This is a genomic window from Streptomyces sp. N50 (assembly GCF_033335955.1).
In the GTDB taxonomy this organism is placed as follows: Bacteria; Actinomycetota; Actinomycetes; order Streptomycetales; family Streptomycetaceae; genus Streptomyces.
In genome coordinates, this window is sequence record NZ_CP137549.1 from 2,946,024 (window position 1) to 2,961,883 (window position 15,860).

General features: G+C 69.3%; 13 protein-coding genes. 6 read left to right on the forward strand and 7 right to left on the reverse strand.

Features of this window, described 5'->3' with window-relative positions:
- Nucleotides 1-52: 52 nt before the first annotated feature.
- Genes R2B38_RS12890 through R2B38_RS12900 form a run of 3 tightly spaced genes read left to right on the forward strand, consistent with a single transcriptional unit; the run spans nt 53 to nt 3,561 of the window.
- On the forward strand, nt 53-2,458 hold the full coding sequence (locus R2B38_RS12890; protein WP_318016358.1) for a glycoside hydrolase domain-containing protein: 2,406 nt from the start codon (nt 53-55) through the stop codon (nt 2,456-2,458).
- A gap of 10 nt (nt 2,459-2,468) precedes the next feature.
- A complete protein-coding gene (locus R2B38_RS12895; protein WP_318016359.1) occupies nt 2,469-2,927 on the forward strand; it encodes a hypothetical protein in 459 nt (152 codons plus the stop codon).
- On the forward strand, nt 2,917-3,561 hold the full coding sequence (locus R2B38_RS12900) for a hypothetical protein (protein WP_318016360.1): 645 nt from the start codon (nt 2,917-2,919) through the stop codon (nt 3,559-3,561). Before R2B38_RS12895 ends, R2B38_RS12900 begins: the two co-directional genes overlap by 11 nt.
- Nucleotides 3,562-3,642: 81 nt before the next feature.
- On the opposite strand, the gene R2B38_RS12905 is transcribed toward R2B38_RS12900, so the two are convergent.
- The 4 genes from R2B38_RS12905 to R2B38_RS12920 form a co-directional block, all read right to left on the reverse strand.
- The gene (locus R2B38_RS12905; protein ID WP_318016361.1) at nt 3,643-4,782 is read right to left on the reverse strand and encodes a serine hydrolase domain-containing protein; all 1,140 of its coding nucleotides are present in this window, start codon (nt 4,780-4,782) and stop codon (nt 3,643-3,645) included.
- Nucleotides 4,783-4,907: 125 nt separating this feature from the next.
- Nucleotides 4,908-6,680 (reverse strand): TIGR03767 family metallophosphoesterase, encoded by a 1,773-nt coding sequence (locus R2B38_RS12910; protein WP_318016362.1) that lies wholly within the window; start codon nt 6,678-6,680, stop codon nt 4,908-4,910.
- A gap of 371 nt (nt 6,681-7,051) precedes the next feature.
- Nucleotides 7,052-7,942: a pyridoxamine 5'-phosphate oxidase family protein gene (locus R2B38_RS12915; RefSeq protein ID WP_318021661.1), complete on the reverse strand. Its 891-nt coding sequence runs from the start codon at nt 7,940-7,942 to the stop codon at nt 7,052-7,054.
- Nucleotides 7,943-7,962: 20 nt separating this feature from the next.
- On the reverse strand, nt 7,963-8,415 hold the full coding sequence (locus R2B38_RS12920) for a VOC family protein (protein WP_318016363.1): 453 nt from the start codon (nt 8,413-8,415) through the stop codon (nt 7,963-7,965).
- A gap of 147 nt (nt 8,416-8,562) precedes the next feature.
- On the opposite strand from R2B38_RS12920, the gene R2B38_RS12925 reads away from it, so the two are divergent.
- Both R2B38_RS12925 and R2B38_RS12930 read left to right on the forward strand, forming a co-directional pair.
- Complete coding sequence (locus tag R2B38_RS12925; RefSeq protein ID WP_318021662.1) at nt 8,563-9,102, forward strand: CGNR zinc finger domain-containing protein; 540 nt, start codon at nt 8,563-8,565, stop codon at nt 9,100-9,102.
- 113 nt (nt 9,103-9,215) lie between these two features.
- Complete coding sequence (locus R2B38_RS12930) at nt 9,216-12,509, forward strand: S8 family serine peptidase (protein ID WP_318016364.1); 3,294 nt, start codon at nt 9,216-9,218, stop codon at nt 12,507-12,509.
- Between the two features lie 61 nt (nt 12,510-12,570).
- Here the strand turns inward: R2B38_RS12930 and R2B38_RS12935 are convergent, their stop codons facing one another.
- Together R2B38_RS12935 and R2B38_RS12940 are read right to left on the reverse strand one after the other, a co-directional pair.
- Complete coding sequence (locus R2B38_RS12935) at nt 12,571-13,311, reverse strand: hypothetical protein (RefSeq protein WP_318016365.1); 741 nt, start codon at nt 13,309-13,311, stop codon at nt 12,571-12,573.
- A 1-nt stretch (nt 13,312) separates the two neighbouring features.
- Complete coding sequence (locus R2B38_RS12940; RefSeq protein ID WP_033284596.1) at nt 13,313-13,834, reverse strand: sigma-70 family RNA polymerase sigma factor; 522 nt, start codon at nt 13,832-13,834, stop codon at nt 13,313-13,315.
- Nucleotides 13,835-14,173: 339 nt separating this feature from the next.
- On the opposite strand from R2B38_RS12940, the gene R2B38_RS12945 reads away from it, so the two are divergent.
- Entirely contained in the window at nt 14,174-15,190 is a 1,017-nt protein-coding gene (locus tag R2B38_RS12945; RefSeq protein ID WP_318016366.1) for an aspartate-semialdehyde dehydrogenase, read from the forward strand.
- 157 nt (nt 15,191-15,347) lie between these two features.
- Here the strand turns inward: R2B38_RS12945 and R2B38_RS12950 are convergent, their stop codons facing one another.
- Nucleotides 15,348-15,821, reverse strand: a complete 474-nt coding sequence (locus R2B38_RS12950; protein ID WP_318016367.1) for a DUF1203 domain-containing protein — start codon at nt 15,819-15,821, stop codon at nt 15,348-15,350.
- Nucleotides 15,822-15,860 lie beyond the last annotated feature (39 nt).

The following is a 15,860-nucleotide window of genomic DNA, read 5'->3' on the forward strand; positions in this document are numbered from 1 at the left end:
GGGGCCGTCCGCCTTGCCTCCCTCATCCGTCGAACAGTTCAGGAGTTCCTGCATGGCCGACGCGAAAGTCCTCGAAGCACAGCAATGGGTCAACGGAACGTACGGCAGCGTGCCCGGTTATCAGAGATGCCCGGAAACCGGCACGATCGGCTGGTCCACCATGTACTCCCTCATCATGGGGCTGCAGAAAGAACTCGGCATCAGCCCCGTCGTCGCGAATTTCGGCGACGGCACCGTCACCAAACTGGCCGCACTCGGCGAACTCGGCAGCGGCTGGGCGCAGAACAACAACATCATCAAGATCATCCGATATGGCCTGTTCTGCAAGGGCTACACCGGTGGTTACAGCGACACCGGCTACTTCGACCCGGACATCACGCTGGCCGTCAAGCACATGCAGTCAGACATGGGCCTCTCCCAGAGCGGCTCGCTCCAGGCGAAGGTCTTCAAGGCGCTGCTCAACATGGACGCCTATGTGGTCACCGCCGGCGGATCGGACGAGGTCCGCTCCATCCAGCAGTGGCTGAACGGGCGTTACTGGACGAAGAAGACGGTCGACATAGGCCCCGCCGACGGGCACTATTCCCGCAACGTCCAGCAGAACCTGATGAAGGCCCTCCAGCTGGAGATCGGAATCGCGGAAGCCGACGCCACCGGCAACTTCGGCTCCGGAACGCAGGCCGGCATCAAGTCGAAAGCCCTCGTCTCCGAAGGGTCTTCGGGGATCTTCGTCCAGCTGTTCTCCGCCGCGTGCGTCTTCAACCAGCCGATCGTCACCGTCAACGCGAACGGCGACACCATCCAGACGAACACGGTGTTCAAGACGACGTTCGACAGCAATCTGACCACGTTCGTCAGCGTCTTCCAGCGCTTCTCGGAGCTGTCCACCTCCGGCCGTGGCGACTACGCGACCTGGGCTCAGCTCCTGGTGTCGATGGGCGACCCGGACCGGCCGGTCACCGCCTCCGACACCGCCTACACCATCACGCCGTCGCGGGCGGCGAGGATGCACAGCGACGGCTACCTGTATGTCGGCAGATATCTCAACGAGGCGTCGTCCGGCGGCGGATCGAAAATGCTCGAAGAAGGCGAACTCGCCAATATCTTCGCCGCCGGACTGAGCGTGTTCCCGATCTTTCAGGACAACGGCAGAACCCTCGCGGAGTACTACTGGGGAAACGGGTACGCACACGCGCAGAAGGCCCACGACCAGGCCGTGCATTTCGGCTTCAACCGAGGCACGATCATCTACTTCGCCGTCGACTACGACGCCACCGACGCCGACATGCCGCAGATCCTGGAGTACTTCCGGGGCGTCGCGTCGGGGCTCGGCAGCAAGGGGAAGCGGTACGTGCACGGCGTGTACGGCTCGCGGAACGTGTGCGCCGAGGTCACCAAGGAGACCTACGCGCGCTACTCGTTCGTGTCCGGCATGTCCTGGGGCTTCTCCGGCAACCTCGGCTACCCCCTGCCGTCGAACTGGTCGTTCAACCAGATCAAGGAGTACCAGGTCACCAACGGGACAGACACGTTCGCGCTCGACCGTGACGCCCACCGCGTCGGTGCCGACCCCGGCCAGCACACCATCAACAGGACGTCGTCGCCGGCGAGCGAGTTCGTCGGCTACATCGAGATGCTCTACGACCTGGCGAAGGACTACGGCAAGGTCGACCCGAACCAGCTCGTCATGGAGTACCTCCGCAGCGACAAATACGACGACGCGCCGTTCCGGTCGATCATGGGGCAGGCGAACCCCGGCTTCATCGCGTACGTGAACAGCCACAGCATGAGCATCTGGAACGAGTTCAAGGACCCGTTCACCGGCCAGGATCTCGGACCGGAGCACATGATGGCCACGGCGAACGGCCAGTACCTCAGGCCCAACCCCCGGGGAGACATCAGCCTCGGCGACGTCGCCGGCTGGGGCGGCGACCTGATGACCCTGTACGGCGAATGGCGGCGCGACCACGACTCCTACGCCTCCGGCGCGACCTACATCGGCGACAAGATGGGCAAGATCGGTGTCGCGTCCACGTTCGGATTCACCGACCTCGTGGAGGACGCCGACGGCTACCTCCTCGCCCAGGCCGTACGCGGCGGCAAGACCATCGTCGAGGCCGTCCACGACCACTACGTGGGCAGCGGCGGTCTGACCCGGTTCAGGGACTACGTGAGCCAGCGGTTCGGCGGCACCATCAGCGAGGCCGCCGCCCAGGCGAAGAAGATCCTCACCGATTCTCCCGCCACCACGGACGGGGCGATCCTGGTGGCCGGCCGCGCCACCCTGATCACCAGGTACGGCGGCCTCCTCACCTTGATGCCGTTCAATCTCCCCTCCGGTCAACTCGACGAGTGGGTCAACGCGTTCGGCGACAACCTCGTACAGCACGCTTCCACGGAAACCCTCCGACGGGCCGAGTACCGGGCGAACCAGCAACGGCTTCTCGACCCGCACTAATGTCAGGTGCATGGTGTCTGTGTTCACTCTCTTCGGCCCACCCGCGATCACCATCTCCCTCTTCGCCATCGGGGCCATTCCCTACGCGCTGTGGGTGACCAGGAAGAAGCCCTCGCGGCCGGCCCGCTGGGCGGTGATCGGGATCGCCGCCGCGATCGCCGCCTACGGGGCCGGAACCGTCTACGGGCTCGCCTTCACGAACCCGCTCGACGTGTGCGCGGACAAGACCGGAGACGGCGTGTACATGGACGCCGGGCGGGACTACAGCCTGACAACGGTGGACGTGGACAGCTTCCCTCCGTCCATCACCTGCCACTGGACCAGCGGCCACAGCACCGAACAAGTGTGGTTCTGGGTCTCGCCCCTGCTGTTCGCGGGGCTGGCCTGCTTCCTGGTCTGCTGCGCTCTGCTCCTCATCAGACGTTCCAAGGACAGAAAGGCTCCTCGTGACATCGAGCTTGACGCGTAGACGGGCTCTCGGCCTCGGCATAGGAGCCGGGGCGGCCATCGCCCTGACGACTGCCGGGCCCGTGCAGGCCGCCCCCGCCTCCGGTGGGCACCAGTGGAAGCGGCCCCGGTCCACGAACGGCTGGCCGGTCCTCGGCCACGCCACGAAGTACCGGGTGGAGGGCACGAACGCCGAGGTCTCCCTGGCGACGGGAGACGCGGCGACGGTCCTCCTGCACGTGGCCCGCCGGTTCGCGTACGAGATCGACATGCTCAGGGCCGGCGACGTCCTCGGGCACACCACCGACCGGACCGTCGGCGCCCCGTTCGAGTCCACCTACCTGTCGGGCACCGCCATCGCGATCCGCCCCCTGTACTACCCGCTCGGCGCCGACGTCCAGAACACCGGCATGAGCGCGAGCGAACGGATCGTCGTCGCGGACATCGTCGCCGACTGCGAGGGCCTCGTGACCTGGGGCGGGGACCTGAAGCCGGTGAAACAGTCCCACTTCCACATCGGCGTCAAGCCCGGAGATCCCCGCTTGAAGCGTCTTGCCGCCCGTATCCGGGGATGGAACGACACGCCTGGTGAAGGCGCCGGGTCGATCGACGCCTTCGCCCCTGCCAGGCGTCGGCTCGCCGCCCGCTACCAGTAGTCCCGCTCGGTCCGTTGCCGCCGGGTCCCGTCGACGCTCAGCCGTTCCGGCCTCGACGGGGCCCGGTACGGGGCGAAGCCGTCACGTCCCGCAGAACTCCCCCACCACCACCGCCCCCGCGTCCCCCGACCAGTCCCCGTTGAAGTTGAACGCCAGCGCGTGGCGGCCGTCCGGTGTCGCCACCACCACCGACGACGAGCCGTGGATACCGCCGTCGTGGCCCCAGAGATGGACACCGCAGGGCAGCTTGATGTCGGAGATGCCGAGGCCGTAGCGCGTGGTCGGGCTGTCGCCCGCCGGGACCGTCGTCTGCATCTCCTTGAGCTGCTTCGCCGGGAGGAGCTTTCCGCCCAGCAGCGCGCCGTAGAAGCGGTCCAGGTCTGCGGAGTCGGAGATCATCTCGCCCGCCGAGGAGGCGATGGACGGGTTCAGTTTCGTGACGTCGTACGTCGGGCCCGTCGTCTCGTCCGCCAGCTTGCTGTAGGCGTGGCTGCTCGGGCTCGGCACCGTCACCTTCGTTCCGGGGAGTGAAGTCGCCTTCAGGTGCAGGGGGTTGATGATGCGGTCGCGGATCTCCGTCGCGTACGAGCGGCCGGTGACCTTCTGGACGACCATCCCGGCGAGTACGTAGTTCGTGTTGGAGTAGTTCCACGACGTGCCCGGGGCGAAGTCCGGCTTGTGGGACATGGCGATCGCCACCAGGTCGGCCGCGCTCTTCGTGTCGTAACGGTGCTGGAAGAAGCCGTCCTTGGTGAAGTACGCGGTGCCGAAGTCGTCGTCCGCCGTGTAGTTGAAGATGCCGCTGGTGTGGTTCAGGAGCTGGCGGACGGTGATGTGCGTGCCGTCGTTGCCGTTGCCCTGGACCACGCCCGGCAGCCATTTCTCGACCGTGTCGTCGAGCGACAGACGGCCCTCCGCCTCCAGCTGGAGCAGCACCGTCGACACGAAGGCCTTGGTGATGCTGCCGACCCGGTACCGGTCGTCGGCCGAACGCGGCGCCCCGGTACGGAGGTTGCCGACTCCCGCCGTCGTCGACCAGGTGGTGCCGCCGTCCTTCACCGTCGCCGTGACGCCGGGTACGCCGTCCTGCACGGCCGCCCGAAGTGCCGCCCGTGTCGCCGCGTGGTCCTTGCCCGCGGGCTCCGCCGCCGGCGCGGGGCCTGCCAGCGCCACCGACAGCGCCACCGCCGTCGCACCCAGCACTGCCGCACGAACTGCCATGTCTTCCCCCTCTGTCGAGCCCGGTCCGGCTCGGTTCGGCCCGGTCGGGGGGATGGACACAGCGGTCCGGTACGAAGGTTGCTCCGATGTATGCCAGTTGAGTGAGTTTCAGCCGTTCTGAAACATCAGCTCTTCTTCAGGAGCAGCTCCGTGTTGCGGTCCTTCGCGTCGCCGCCCAGCACCGTGCTGGAACCCGGTGCGTTGTACGACAGTTCGCGGTACAGGGCCGCGAGGCCGGTCTGGGTGAGGTCGGAGAAGTCGGTGCGGTGCGGGGCCGCGGACTCGATCAGCGTGGTGAAGAGGGAGAGCGTGCCGTCCTTGTTGTCCACCAGCTCGATGACGCGGGCGAGTTGGGGATAGTCGACGTGCGAGGCCGTCGAGATCTCCCAGAAGCTGCGGCCGTCGGGCGCCGAGTGCGGGGTGATGACGTTGCGGTGGATGTGGCCGTTGACCCAGGCCAGCACGTTCGGGTGGCTGCCGAGGAGCGCGATGACCGCCGAGCCCTCGTAGCGGCGCTCGGTGGGGTGCGCCGGGTCGGGGCGGGTGTTGTCCATCGTCTTGCTGGTGTGGTGGCTGAAGATCACCGCGTACGAGTCCTTGTTGTCGCGCAGCGTCTTGTCCAGCCACCTCAACTGCGTTGCCCCGATGGACCCTTCGTAGTGGCCGCCCGCGTCCGTGGTGTCGAGGCTGATTCCGATCACGTCGTCGGCGATGCGGAACGCGTAGTACTGGGTGCCCGCGTCGACGTTCGCGGAGGAGTAGCCGTGGCCGACCGGGCCGAGGCCCTGGTAGGCCGGGTCGAGGTGGGCCTTGAGGTACTCGGCGGAGGTGTACGGGGCGCGGTTCTCGTCCGGCGTGATCGAGCGCGCGGAGCGGGCGTGCGCCTTGAGGAAGTCGCGGTAGCCGGAGCCCTTGGGGTCCTTCGCGTCCCGGATCGAGTTCTGCAGCTTCTTCGCCTCGGCCGCCGTCGCGGTCATCAACTTCTTGCCGCCGATGGCGAGTTCGGTGAGGTACGGGTCCGCGTGCGAGCCGAAGCAGCCGAGCGGCAGCGCGTCGTGGTTGCCGACCGTCGAGTACCAGGGCAGGTTGAGGCCGGGGCTGCGGACCTCGCGGATCGCGGCGGCCAGGAAGCCCTTGAGGTGCGGGAAGCCGACCTGCTTGTCGCCGTCGCGCACGGTGGATTCGGCCTGCCAGTACAGCTTGAGGCCGCTGTTCTGGACGCCCTCGTAGTGGCGCGGGTCACCGGTGTTGGGGGTGAACCGGCCGCCGCTCATGATCTTCATGAACCATTCCAGCTCGGACTTGGCGTTGTTGTCCGTGTTGTCGCCGGTGGTCATCACGAAGTGCAGCGGGGAGCCGGTCACCGGGGCGCCGCGCAGCGCGTTGACCCGCTCGACCAGCGAGATCCCGCCCTGCACGGTCAGCGCCTCGTGCGGGCGCCACGCGTGCTTGTCGGTCGAGCGCAGGTACTCCAGACGCAGCGGGTGCTGGACGTCCATCAGGTGCAGGTCGGTGAACTGCACGAACGACGCGAGTGCCGTACGGCGGCCCGCGCGCCCGGACTTGGCGTTGGCGAGGTCGCCGCGCACGACGCGCTTCCAGCCCGCGCCATCGCCGAGGCGGCGGTAGCCGGAGCTGGTGCGCGGGGCGGCGACCGTGGCGAGGGTGGTGCCCTTGGTGTACGGGGCGAGGGGTGCGGCGGGTGCCACGCGGGAGTGCGCGACGGGTGCCTCGGCGGCGGCGTTGGCGGCATCGGCGGTGCCTGTGGCGGCCTGGCTGTCGGTGGGCCGTAGGGCGTAACCGACGCCTGCGGAGACGGACACGGCCGCGGTGGCGGCGAGGACGGTACGGCGGTTGACCCCCAGCGCGGAGCTGGCGACAGAGCGTGTGCGCGACATGGCGCGATCTCCCCGAGTACGAACTGCGTCGGCAGTGGTCGCGGGGGTTCACGGCGATCGGTTTTCGATCGCGGTCGCGAACTTCCCGCTCGTACTGGATGCTTGGCATCGGGGATGACCTGCGCGTAAACGAGACGGCAACGCGTAGCGCCGATCACCGTACGTCGATCTTGAAGACCCCTGTGCGTTCGTGAACGCTCGTCGAGCCGCCGGGAGGCGGCTACTCCGTGTTCATCTGCCGGGGTACTGAAGCTATTCCGGGACCCGTTCGATCCGTCCTACGGCATGCCGGGTGCATCGTCCAGCGGATGCCAGGCCGCCATGTCGGTGGAGCCGCACATCGATACAGCCCCGCGCCCCTTTAGGGGCGCTCAACGTGCCGGGACTGGATTGGCAGGGGAGTATTCGGGGGCGGACCAGCGGAGTGGGAGTGCGGCGGGGGTCTCGACCGCCTCGGTGAGGGTGAAACGGACCCTGCGCTCGCCGTCCTCGTCGAACTCCGGCCTTGCCTCGCCGGTGAGTTGGAGGGTGGTGCCCGTGTTCCAGTCCAGGAAGAGGAGGCCGGCTCGGGGGTCGGTGAGGAGGTTGCCGAGGCTGAGGAACATGGCGTTGCCCGGGTAGTCCGGCCAAGTCAGTTCGTGGGGTGAAGTCGCTTGTACGAAGCCGGGGTTGCCGCCCCGGTGGCTGGCGTCGGCGCCGTGTTCGTGGACGGTGGCCAAAAAGAAGGTGTCGGACGCCGCGATGAACTCGGCCTGGGATGTGGTTAGTTCGGTGCTGTGGCGGGGGTGCTCGGGTTCACGGGGCGCGACCGTCTCGTAGGACTCTCTCCGCTGGATGTATTTGGGGCAGTTGGAGAAGACCCGCTCCGCCTCGATCGCCAATCCCCTTGCCGTGCTCCGGAGTTGGCCGTCCACGCGCATACGGCGGCGGGTGCGGGGGTCCAGGGCGATCGTGCCGACCGGGAGGTCGTGTGCGTCGGCGAGGGTTGGGGTGAGGGGGTCCGTCGGGCGGGTGGCGCCGGTGATCGAGATCTGGTGCGGGCCCGTCGCGCGGACGAAACCGGGGGTGCCGGTGAGCGGGGAGGCCCATACCTTGCCCGTTGCCGGGTCCCCCGCGCCCAGGATCAGGAGGGGCTGGAGTTCGAGGAACGCGGCGGCCACCGGTTTGATGCCCTGGCCGATGATCTGGCCGACGTGGTCGGCGAGTTCACGCACCCCTACCCGGTCCTGCACGGCGCGGGAGCCCGCGTGATAGGTCTCCATGGCCTCAGCGGCGTCCATGGCTAGAAGAAGCCGCAGGTCGGGGCCTCGGCGTTGGGGACCGGGGCATCCTCCGCGCCGGTCGGCACCGAGATCTCCAGGCGGGTGCCGTCCGGGTCGTGGAAGAAGATGCCGCCGGAGGCCGCGCCTTCGCGGTGGGCGACCACTCCCTCGTACGCGAACTCGGCGCCATACGCCTTGAGCGCCTCCTCGTACTGACGGACCCGCTCGATCGAGTCGGCCGCGAACGCGAGGTGGTGCAGGCCGGCGCGGTCGTTGTCGTACGGGCCCTGCGCCTGCTGCCAGAGGGTGAGGAGCGGGTGGTCGCCGGTGCCGTCGCCCAGGAACGCGTACCGGCGGTCGTCCTCCTTGCCCTCGGTGAGGACCGCGAAGCCGAGGACATCGCGGTAGAAGGCGAGGGAGCGGTCCAGGTCGGTGACGTTCAGGCCGATGTGGCCGAGGTGCGGGGTCGTCATGGGAAGCCCTTCGCTGACATAACCGTTGTCGGTGACTTTAGTGGTTAGAATCGGTGAGGGTCAACCGGTCACGTAGTCTTGAGCGGTTAGATCAGAAGAGAGGCTCCCGATATGCCGAAGCCCACGTCGAAGTCGAAGACAAAGCCGATGCCCCTCACCGAGGACCCCCGGCCGCTCATCGGCGAGCCGCTCGCACTCGACCTGCTCAACACGTGGTGGATGCGGGACGGGGCCGTACAGGATCTGCTCACCGTTCCGGGCGGGCTCGCCGTGTGGCTCGCGTCGAACGGGCTCGACGAGCGGTTCGCGGCCGACACGATCACCCTGACGCACGTCAACATCGCGCGCGGCGCGCTGAAGACGGCCCTCGACGACGGCCGCACGGACGACCTCGACGGCGTGCTCGGCATGGGACGCATCCGCGCCACGCTCACCGCCGACGGGCCCGGCGAGGTGCCGGAGTTCCAGGACCCCAGGTGGGGGCCCGGCTGGCTCGCCGCCCGCAGTTATCTGGAGCTGCTCTCCACCGCCCCGGACCGCATCCGCCGCTGCGCCCACGAGGCGTGCATCCTGCGCTTCTTCGACACGTCGCGGAACGGCACCCGCCGCTGGTGCTCGATGGCGGCCTGCGGCAACCGCGCGAAGGCGTCCCGTCACTACGCACGTTCGAACCACGGGAACGAATAGGGGGTTTTCCCCATACGTTCATAGCGTTTCGGTCAACACTTCCCAAACAACCGTCCCTTGGGTAAAGCTGTGCCCTCGTCCGGCACTGGATTCTTCACCTACAAGGGATGCCGATGACCCTCTCCCACCAGAGACGCGTGGCCCGAATATCCGTGGCCGCCGGTCTCGTCGCCGCGCTCTCCGCGGCCGGGCCGATACCCATGGCCTTCTCCGCCGACTCACCGTCCGCCACCACCTCCGCGGACCCGAGCGTCAAGTCCGCCGCCGCCAAGCTCGGTTCGGACGACGCCGATCTGCTCGCCACGGCCAAGGCCGACGGCGACAAGAACGTCACGATGATGATCGCCACCGCGCCGGGCGCGACCGAGCAGGTCGCCCGGCAGCTGGACGCGGTCAAGGGCGGCTCCGTGGGCCGCACCTACGACAAGCTCGGCTACGTCCGCGCCACCGTCCCGACCGGCAAGGCCGACTCGGCGATCGCCGCCGCCGCGAAGCTGTCCTCGGTGCAGGCCATCGACCTGCGGCAGGAGATCGCCCTCGACGATCCGACGCCGAACGCGGACACCGCGAAGGGCGCCAAGAACGCGTCCAGCGCGGCCACTTACTCCGGGCCGAGCAAGAGCACCCCCGCCGAGAACCCGTACAACCCGTCCTTCGAAACGGGCGCCGTCGACTTCGTGAAGAAGAACCCGAAGGCGGACGGCCGCGGCATCACCATCGGCATCCTCGACTCCGGCGTCGACCTCGGCCACCCGGCGCTGCAGAAGACCACCACCGGCGAGCGCAAGATCGTCGACTGGGTCACCTCGACCGACCCGATCGTCGACGGCGACCAGACCTGGCGCCCGATGGTGACGGCCGTCTCCGGACCCAACTTCACCTACGGCGGCACGAGTTGGACGGCGCCCGCGGGGTCGTACGAGATCAGCACGTTCAAGGAGTCGTACACCACCGGCGGTGACGCGAAGGGCGACGCGAACCGTGACGGTGACACCACCGACGCGTGGGGTGTCCTGTACGACCCGGCGGCCGGCACGGTGACGGTCGACCTGAACAACAACCAGAACTTCAGCGACGACACCCCGATGAAGCCGTACAAGGACGGCTACCAGATCGGCTACTTCGGCACCGACAACCCGGCGACGGACGTCGTCGAGCGGCAGCCGTTCGTCGTGCAGATCAGCAAGGACGTCCCCATGGACCCGTACGGCGGGTCCTGGGTCGGCAAGACCGCCGACTTCGTCAACATCGGTGTCATCGAGTCCGAGCACGGCACGCACGTCGCCGGCATCACCGCGGCCAACGGCCTGTTCGGCGGCAAGATGAACGGTGAGGCGCCCGGCGCGAAGCTCGTGTCGTCCCGCGCCTGCACCTGGACCGGCGGCTGCACCAACGTGGCGCTCACCGAGGGCATGATCGACCTCGTCGCCAACCGCGGTGTCGACATCGTCAACATGTCGATCGGCGGCCTGCCCGCGCTGAACGACGGCAACAACGCGCGCGCCGAGCTCTACACGCGCCTCATCGACACGTACGGCGTGCAGCTCGTGATCTCGGCCGGCAACTCCGGTCCGGGCGCCAACACGATCGGCGACCCGGGCCTGGCCGACAAGGTGATCTCGGTCGGCGCCTCGATCTCGAAGCAGACCTGGGCGGCCAACTACGGCTCGCAGGTGGCGACTTCGTACCAGCTGCTGCCGTTCTCCTCGCGCGGTCCGCGTGAGGACGGCGGCTTCACGCCGACGCTCGTCGCGCCCGGCGCCGCGATCAACTCGACCCAGACCTGGCTGCCGGGTTCCCCGGTAGCCGAGGCGGGTTACACGCTGCCGGCCGGCTACTCGATGCTCCAGGGCACCTCGATGGCCTCCCCGCAGGCCGCGGGCGCCTCGGCGCTGCTGCTGAGCGCGGCGAAGCAGAAGCACATCGCCCTCACCCCGGCGACCCTGCGCACGGCGCTGACCTCGACGGCCGATCACATCAAGGGTGTTCAGGCCTACGAGGAGGGCGCGGGCCTCATCGACATCGTGGACGCGTGGAAGTCCATCAGGGACGGCGCGAGCGCCCACGAGTACACCGTCAAGGCTCCCGTCGACACCGCGATCGACTACGCGCTGAAGACCCCCGGCTTCGGCACGGGACTGTACGACCGCGAGGGCGGCCTCAAGGCCGGCGCGAAGAAGACGTACGACATCACCATCACGCGAACCACCGGTGCGGACAAGGCGGTTCGGCACGAGCTGCACTTCGAGAACAACGCCGGTGGCACCTTCAAGGTCGTCGGCTCCGACGAGGTCAAGCTCCCGCTGAACAAGCCGGTGACGGTCAAGGTGCAGGCGGCGCCCAGGAGTTCGGGTATCAAGAGCGCGATCCTGGAGGTCGACGACCCGAAGACCGAGGGCCTGGACAAGCAGATCCTCACGACGGTCGTGGTCTCGACTCCCGTCAACTACACCTACTCCACCGCGAGTTCGGTGCAGCGCAACAGCACGCAGTCGTACTTCGTGACCGTCCCGGCGGGCGCCAAGGCCCTTGAGGTCGCGATCAGCGGGCTGAAGGACAAGAGCCAGACGCGGTTCATCTCGATCCACCCGTACGGCGTTCCGGTCGAGGACACGGGCACCCCGTACTGCTACAACAACTACCTCGACGGCAACGGCTGCAAGCCCGACGTGCGGTCGTACGCGGACCCGCAGGCCGGTGTCTGGGAGATCGAGGTCGAGGCGCGCCGCACCTCGCCGCTGCTCGACAACCCGTACAAGCTGGACGCCACCGTCCTCGGCGCGGCCTTCGACCCGGAGACCGTGACCGTGCCCGAGGCCAAGGTCGGCGTCCCGGCCACCGCCTCCTGGAAGGTGACGAACAACTACGCGGCCCTCACCGGCACGTTGAAGGGCGGCCCGCTCGGCTCCTCGCTGACCGCGCGGCCCACCATCACCGAGGGCGTCACCCAGACCACCACGGTCGACGTCCCCGCCGGCGCCACCTCCCTGGACGTCGCCATCGGCAACGTCTCGGACACGGCGGCGGACCTGGACCTGACGGTGAAGAACGCCGCCGGGACGGTCGTCGGCACCTCCGCCGACGGCGACTCGGAGGAGTCGGTCTCCATCGCCAACCCGGCCGCCGGTACGTACACGGTCGAGGTCGCGGGCTACTCGGTGCCGTCCGGCTCCACCGCGTACGACTACCGGGACGTGTTCTTCTCCCCGGCGCTCGGCACGGTGACCGTCGACGCCTCGACCCCGGTGAAACTCGCCACGGGCGCCTCGGCGACCGTCTCCGGCAGCGTCACCGCCCTGGCCCCGGCTCCCGAGGGACGCGAGTTCTTCGGCCAGGTCCAGCTGGTCAACGCCCGCGGCACGGTCGCGGGGCTGGGCAGCGTGAAGATCGAGAAGGTCACGTCGTAGCCCTGACAGGGATACGGCGGTGAGGGGGCGGGCGTCCGTGCGGGCGCCCGCCCCTTTCCTGTCAGCCGGTCGGGCAGGTGGTGGCGCCGGGCCCGGCCAGCGCCTCGACGATCGCGGCACTGTCCGTGGCGACCGCGTCGTCGCCCACGGCCCAGAGGGTCGCCGTGTCCGAGCCCTTCGGGACTCCGACCAGCACGTGCTGCCCCTGGCGCGGCGCCGGCTGTGCCCCCGCGGCCAGGACGACCGTGACGTCCGCCGGGCCGTGGGCGGGCCGGTAGGAGCGGGTGACGGCGAGCGTGATCCGTTTCCGGGGGTCGGAACCCGGCCGCACCCCGGTCACCGTCCCCTCGACGATGAGGCGGGAGCAGGCCACGTACAGCGCCGGGTCGGACAGCGCGCCCGAAGCCTCCGGCGCCTTGTCCTGCGTCGAGCCGGAGCCGGTCTTCGCGCCCTGGTCCGCGCTGCTGCTCTCCGCGCCGCCCGAGACCCCGTTGTGCGCCCCCAGCCAGGCGAGCCCGGTGACCATTCCGGCGATCACGGCCGTCGCGAGGGTGCCGTAGGCGAGGACGCGCAGGGCGGGACGGCGGCGGCGGGCCGGGCGGGGACTGGTCACGGGTTCGGGCGCCGGGGGTGCCGACAGTGCCTGCCCGATGATCCCCAACTGCTCGCGCAGCAACGCCACTTCGGCGGTGGCGACCCGGTGCTCGGCCATGAACTCGGCGTCCGCGCGGGCCGCTTCCGGCAGGGGCTCGTCCGTGATCGCGGCCATCAGCGCGTCCACGCCGTCGTACTCGGCGGTCACGTCACACCACCTCGTCCTCGTGCAGGCGGTCGCGCAGGGCGCGGACCGCGGAGTGCAGCCGGCTCTTGACCGTGCCTTCCGGGATGCCGAGTTCCTCGGCGATCCCGCGCACGGGCAGGTCGGCGAAGAAGCGCAGGACGAGGACCTGGCGGTGCTGGTCGGGCAGTTCGTCCAGGCCCTGCGCCACCGCCAGGGACAGGACACTCGTGTCCTCGCCGGAGGGGTGCTCCAGCTGGCGCAGCGAGGCCAGCCGCTCCCCCACCCGCTCCTGGCGGCGCTTGGCGCGGTGCCAGTCCATGGCGAGGTTGGAGGCGACGACCGCCGCCCACGCGGAGACGTCGCGCGGGGCCTCGTCGCCCTTCGCCGCGCGCTCCAGCAGCCGCAGCCGTACCTGCTGGACGCCGTCCGGCAGATCCGCCTGCGGCACCCCGCCGAGCGCGAGCACCGCCCGTACCCGGCGTTCCTGGGCCGCGTCCAGAGGATCGGCGTCCTCCTGGACCCGGCGGGCCTTTCTGCGCAGCACAAGCCACCCCCTCACCGCGTTTCCTCTACGACGCGGGAGGGGTCGGAAACGTTCGGCCGGGCGAGGACGAGTTTTCCGCGGCGGGGACGGAGGCGTGGATCACACCGGTCGGCCGGAGGCGTGGATCACACCGGCGGGCGGGACGGCTTGCGGTCCGGGACCGGTGCGGGGCGGATTTCTCGCAGCGCGCGGAGCCGTCGCCGCAGGATCGGGCCGGGGGCGGTCGGGTGGCGCGTCCCACTCCTCGGGCCGGGCGGCGAAAGGATTGGACACGCGGGCACGGGTGAGACGCATCATGGAAGCGCTGGACCACGTAGAACGCACGCAAAGGGAGTCGCCGTGAAGGTCGGAATCGTCGGAGCCACCGGTCAGGTCGGCACGGTCATGCGCAGGATCCTCGTGGAGCGGGACTTCCCCGTGACCGAGCTGCGTCTGTTCGCCTCGGCCCGTTCGGCGGGGACGGTCCTGGACGGCGTGACGGTGGAGGACGCGGCGAGCGCGGACTACTCCGGGCTGGACATCGTGCTGTTCTCGGCGGGCGGCGCGACCTCGAAGGCGCTGGCCGAGAAGGTCGCCGCGCAGGGCGCGGTCGTCATCGACAACTCCTCCGCCTGGCGCAAGGACCCGCAGGTTCCGCTGGTCGTCTCGGAGGTGAACCCGCACGCGATCGTCGACCGGCCCAAGGGCATCATCGCCAACCCGAACTGCACGACGATGGCCGCGATGCCGGTGCTGAAGCCGTTGCACGCGGAGGCGGGGCTCGAGGCGCTGGTCGTCGCCACGTACCAGGCGGTGTCGGGGTCGGGTCTCTCCGGTGTGGCCGAGCTGCACGGGCAGGCGCTGAAGGTCGTAGGCGACGCGGACAAGCTCACGCACGACGGTTCGGCGGTCGACTTCCCGGAGCCGCAGGTCTACAAGCGGCCCATCGCCTTCAACGTGCTGCCCCTCGCCGGTTCGATCGTCGACGACGGCCTGCACGAGACCGACGAGGAGCAGAAGCTCCGCAGCGAGTCCCGCAAGATCCTGGAGATCCCCGAGCTCAAGGTCTCCGGCACCTGCGTCCGCGTCCCGGTCTTCTCGGGGCACTCCCTCCAGGTCAACGCCCGTTTCGCCCGCCCCATCTCGGTCGAGCGCGCCACCGAGCTGCTCGGCGGCGCCCCGGGCGTGGCCCTGAGCGACATCCCGACCCCCCTCCAGGCGGCCGGGCAGGACCCGTCCTACGTCGGCCGTATCCGCGCGGACGAGACGGTCGAGCACGGACTCGCGCTGTTCATCTCCAACGACAACCTCCGCAAGGGCGCCGCGCTGAACGCGGTACAGATCGCGGAGCTGGTGGCGGCGGAACTCAAGGGCTGACCCCGGGAGTTCTTCGCCCCCGCCGCCCCTACCCGTCCCATCCTCCAGGGGCTCCGCCCCTTCGCCCCGACACGGGGGCCAGCCCCCGGACCCCCGCTCCTCAAACGCCGGAGGGGCTGGATCTACGGCCCGTCCGGCGTCTGAGGTGCGCAGGGTGCTACGCCCTGCGCACCTCGAAGTGGAAGCAGCCGTACTCCACCGCCCGGACGTGGACGAGAACCACGGCCGGGTCGGCGAAGGCCCGGGTGAAGGCGGCGTCGTCGAGGGTGTCGACCAGTTCCCCGCCCAGGATGTGCCCCTCGGCCGAGTACCGCCGCAGCACCCGGTGGGCCCCCGCGAAGGGATACCCGGAGCCGGCCGCAGGCCCCCCGCACTCCTCCGCGTGGATGAACACCGGGCCTTGTTCGTCGTACGCCCCCGGCTCCGCGCCCGTTTCCGCAGCCCAGCGCCGCAGCGGGGCGTACGAGACCAGGGCGATCCGCTCCCCCGGCTCGCTGCGGCGCAGGCAGCAGCGGAGCGGAGCACCGCCCTCCTCATCGATCACGGGAACCATTCCGCGTCCCGCATCGTCAGCAGAGCGCAGTTCCTTCAGGGCCGTCGGGTCGACGGGTCGTGCCGTGTATGTCGTCATGAACCCAGGCTCGCGCTCGTTCGCCCCGCTCACCGGCGG

What these genes read in the sequence shown, in the direction of transcription:
- R2B38_RS12890 (WP_318016358.1), top strand. Translation starts at nt 53, where the DNA reads ATGGCCGACGCGAAAGTCCTCGAAGCACAGCAATGGGTCAACGGAACG.
- R2B38_RS12895 (WP_318016359.1), top strand. Translation starts at nt 2,469, where the DNA reads ATGGTGTCTGTGTTCACTCTCTTCGGCCCACCCGCGATCACCATCTCC.
- R2B38_RS12905 (WP_318016361.1), bottom strand. Translation starts at nt 4,782, where the DNA reads ATGGCAGTTCGTGCGGCAGTGCTGGGTGCGACGGCGGTGGCGCTGTCG.
- R2B38_RS12910 (WP_318016362.1), bottom strand. Translation starts at nt 6,680, where the DNA reads ATGTCGCGCACACGCTCTGTCGCCAGCTCCGCGCTGGGGGTCAACCGC.
- R2B38_RS12915 (WP_318021661.1), bottom strand. Translation starts at nt 7,942, where the DNA reads ATGGAGACCTATCACGCGGGCTCCCGCGCCGTGCAGGACCGGGTAGGG.
- R2B38_RS12920 (WP_318016363.1), bottom strand. Translation starts at nt 8,415, where the DNA reads ATGACGACCCCGCACCTCGGCCACATCGGCCTGAACGTCACCGACCTG.
- R2B38_RS12925 (WP_318021662.1), top strand. Translation starts at nt 8,563, where the DNA reads ATGCCCCTCACCGAGGACCCCCGGCCGCTCATCGGCGAGCCGCTCGCA.
- R2B38_RS12930 (WP_318016364.1), top strand. Translation starts at nt 9,216, where the DNA reads ATGACCCTCTCCCACCAGAGACGCGTGGCCCGAATATCCGTGGCCGCC.
- R2B38_RS12950 (WP_318016367.1), bottom strand. Translation starts at nt 15,821, where the DNA reads ATGACGACATACACGGCACGACCCGTCGACCCGACGGCCCTGAAGGAA.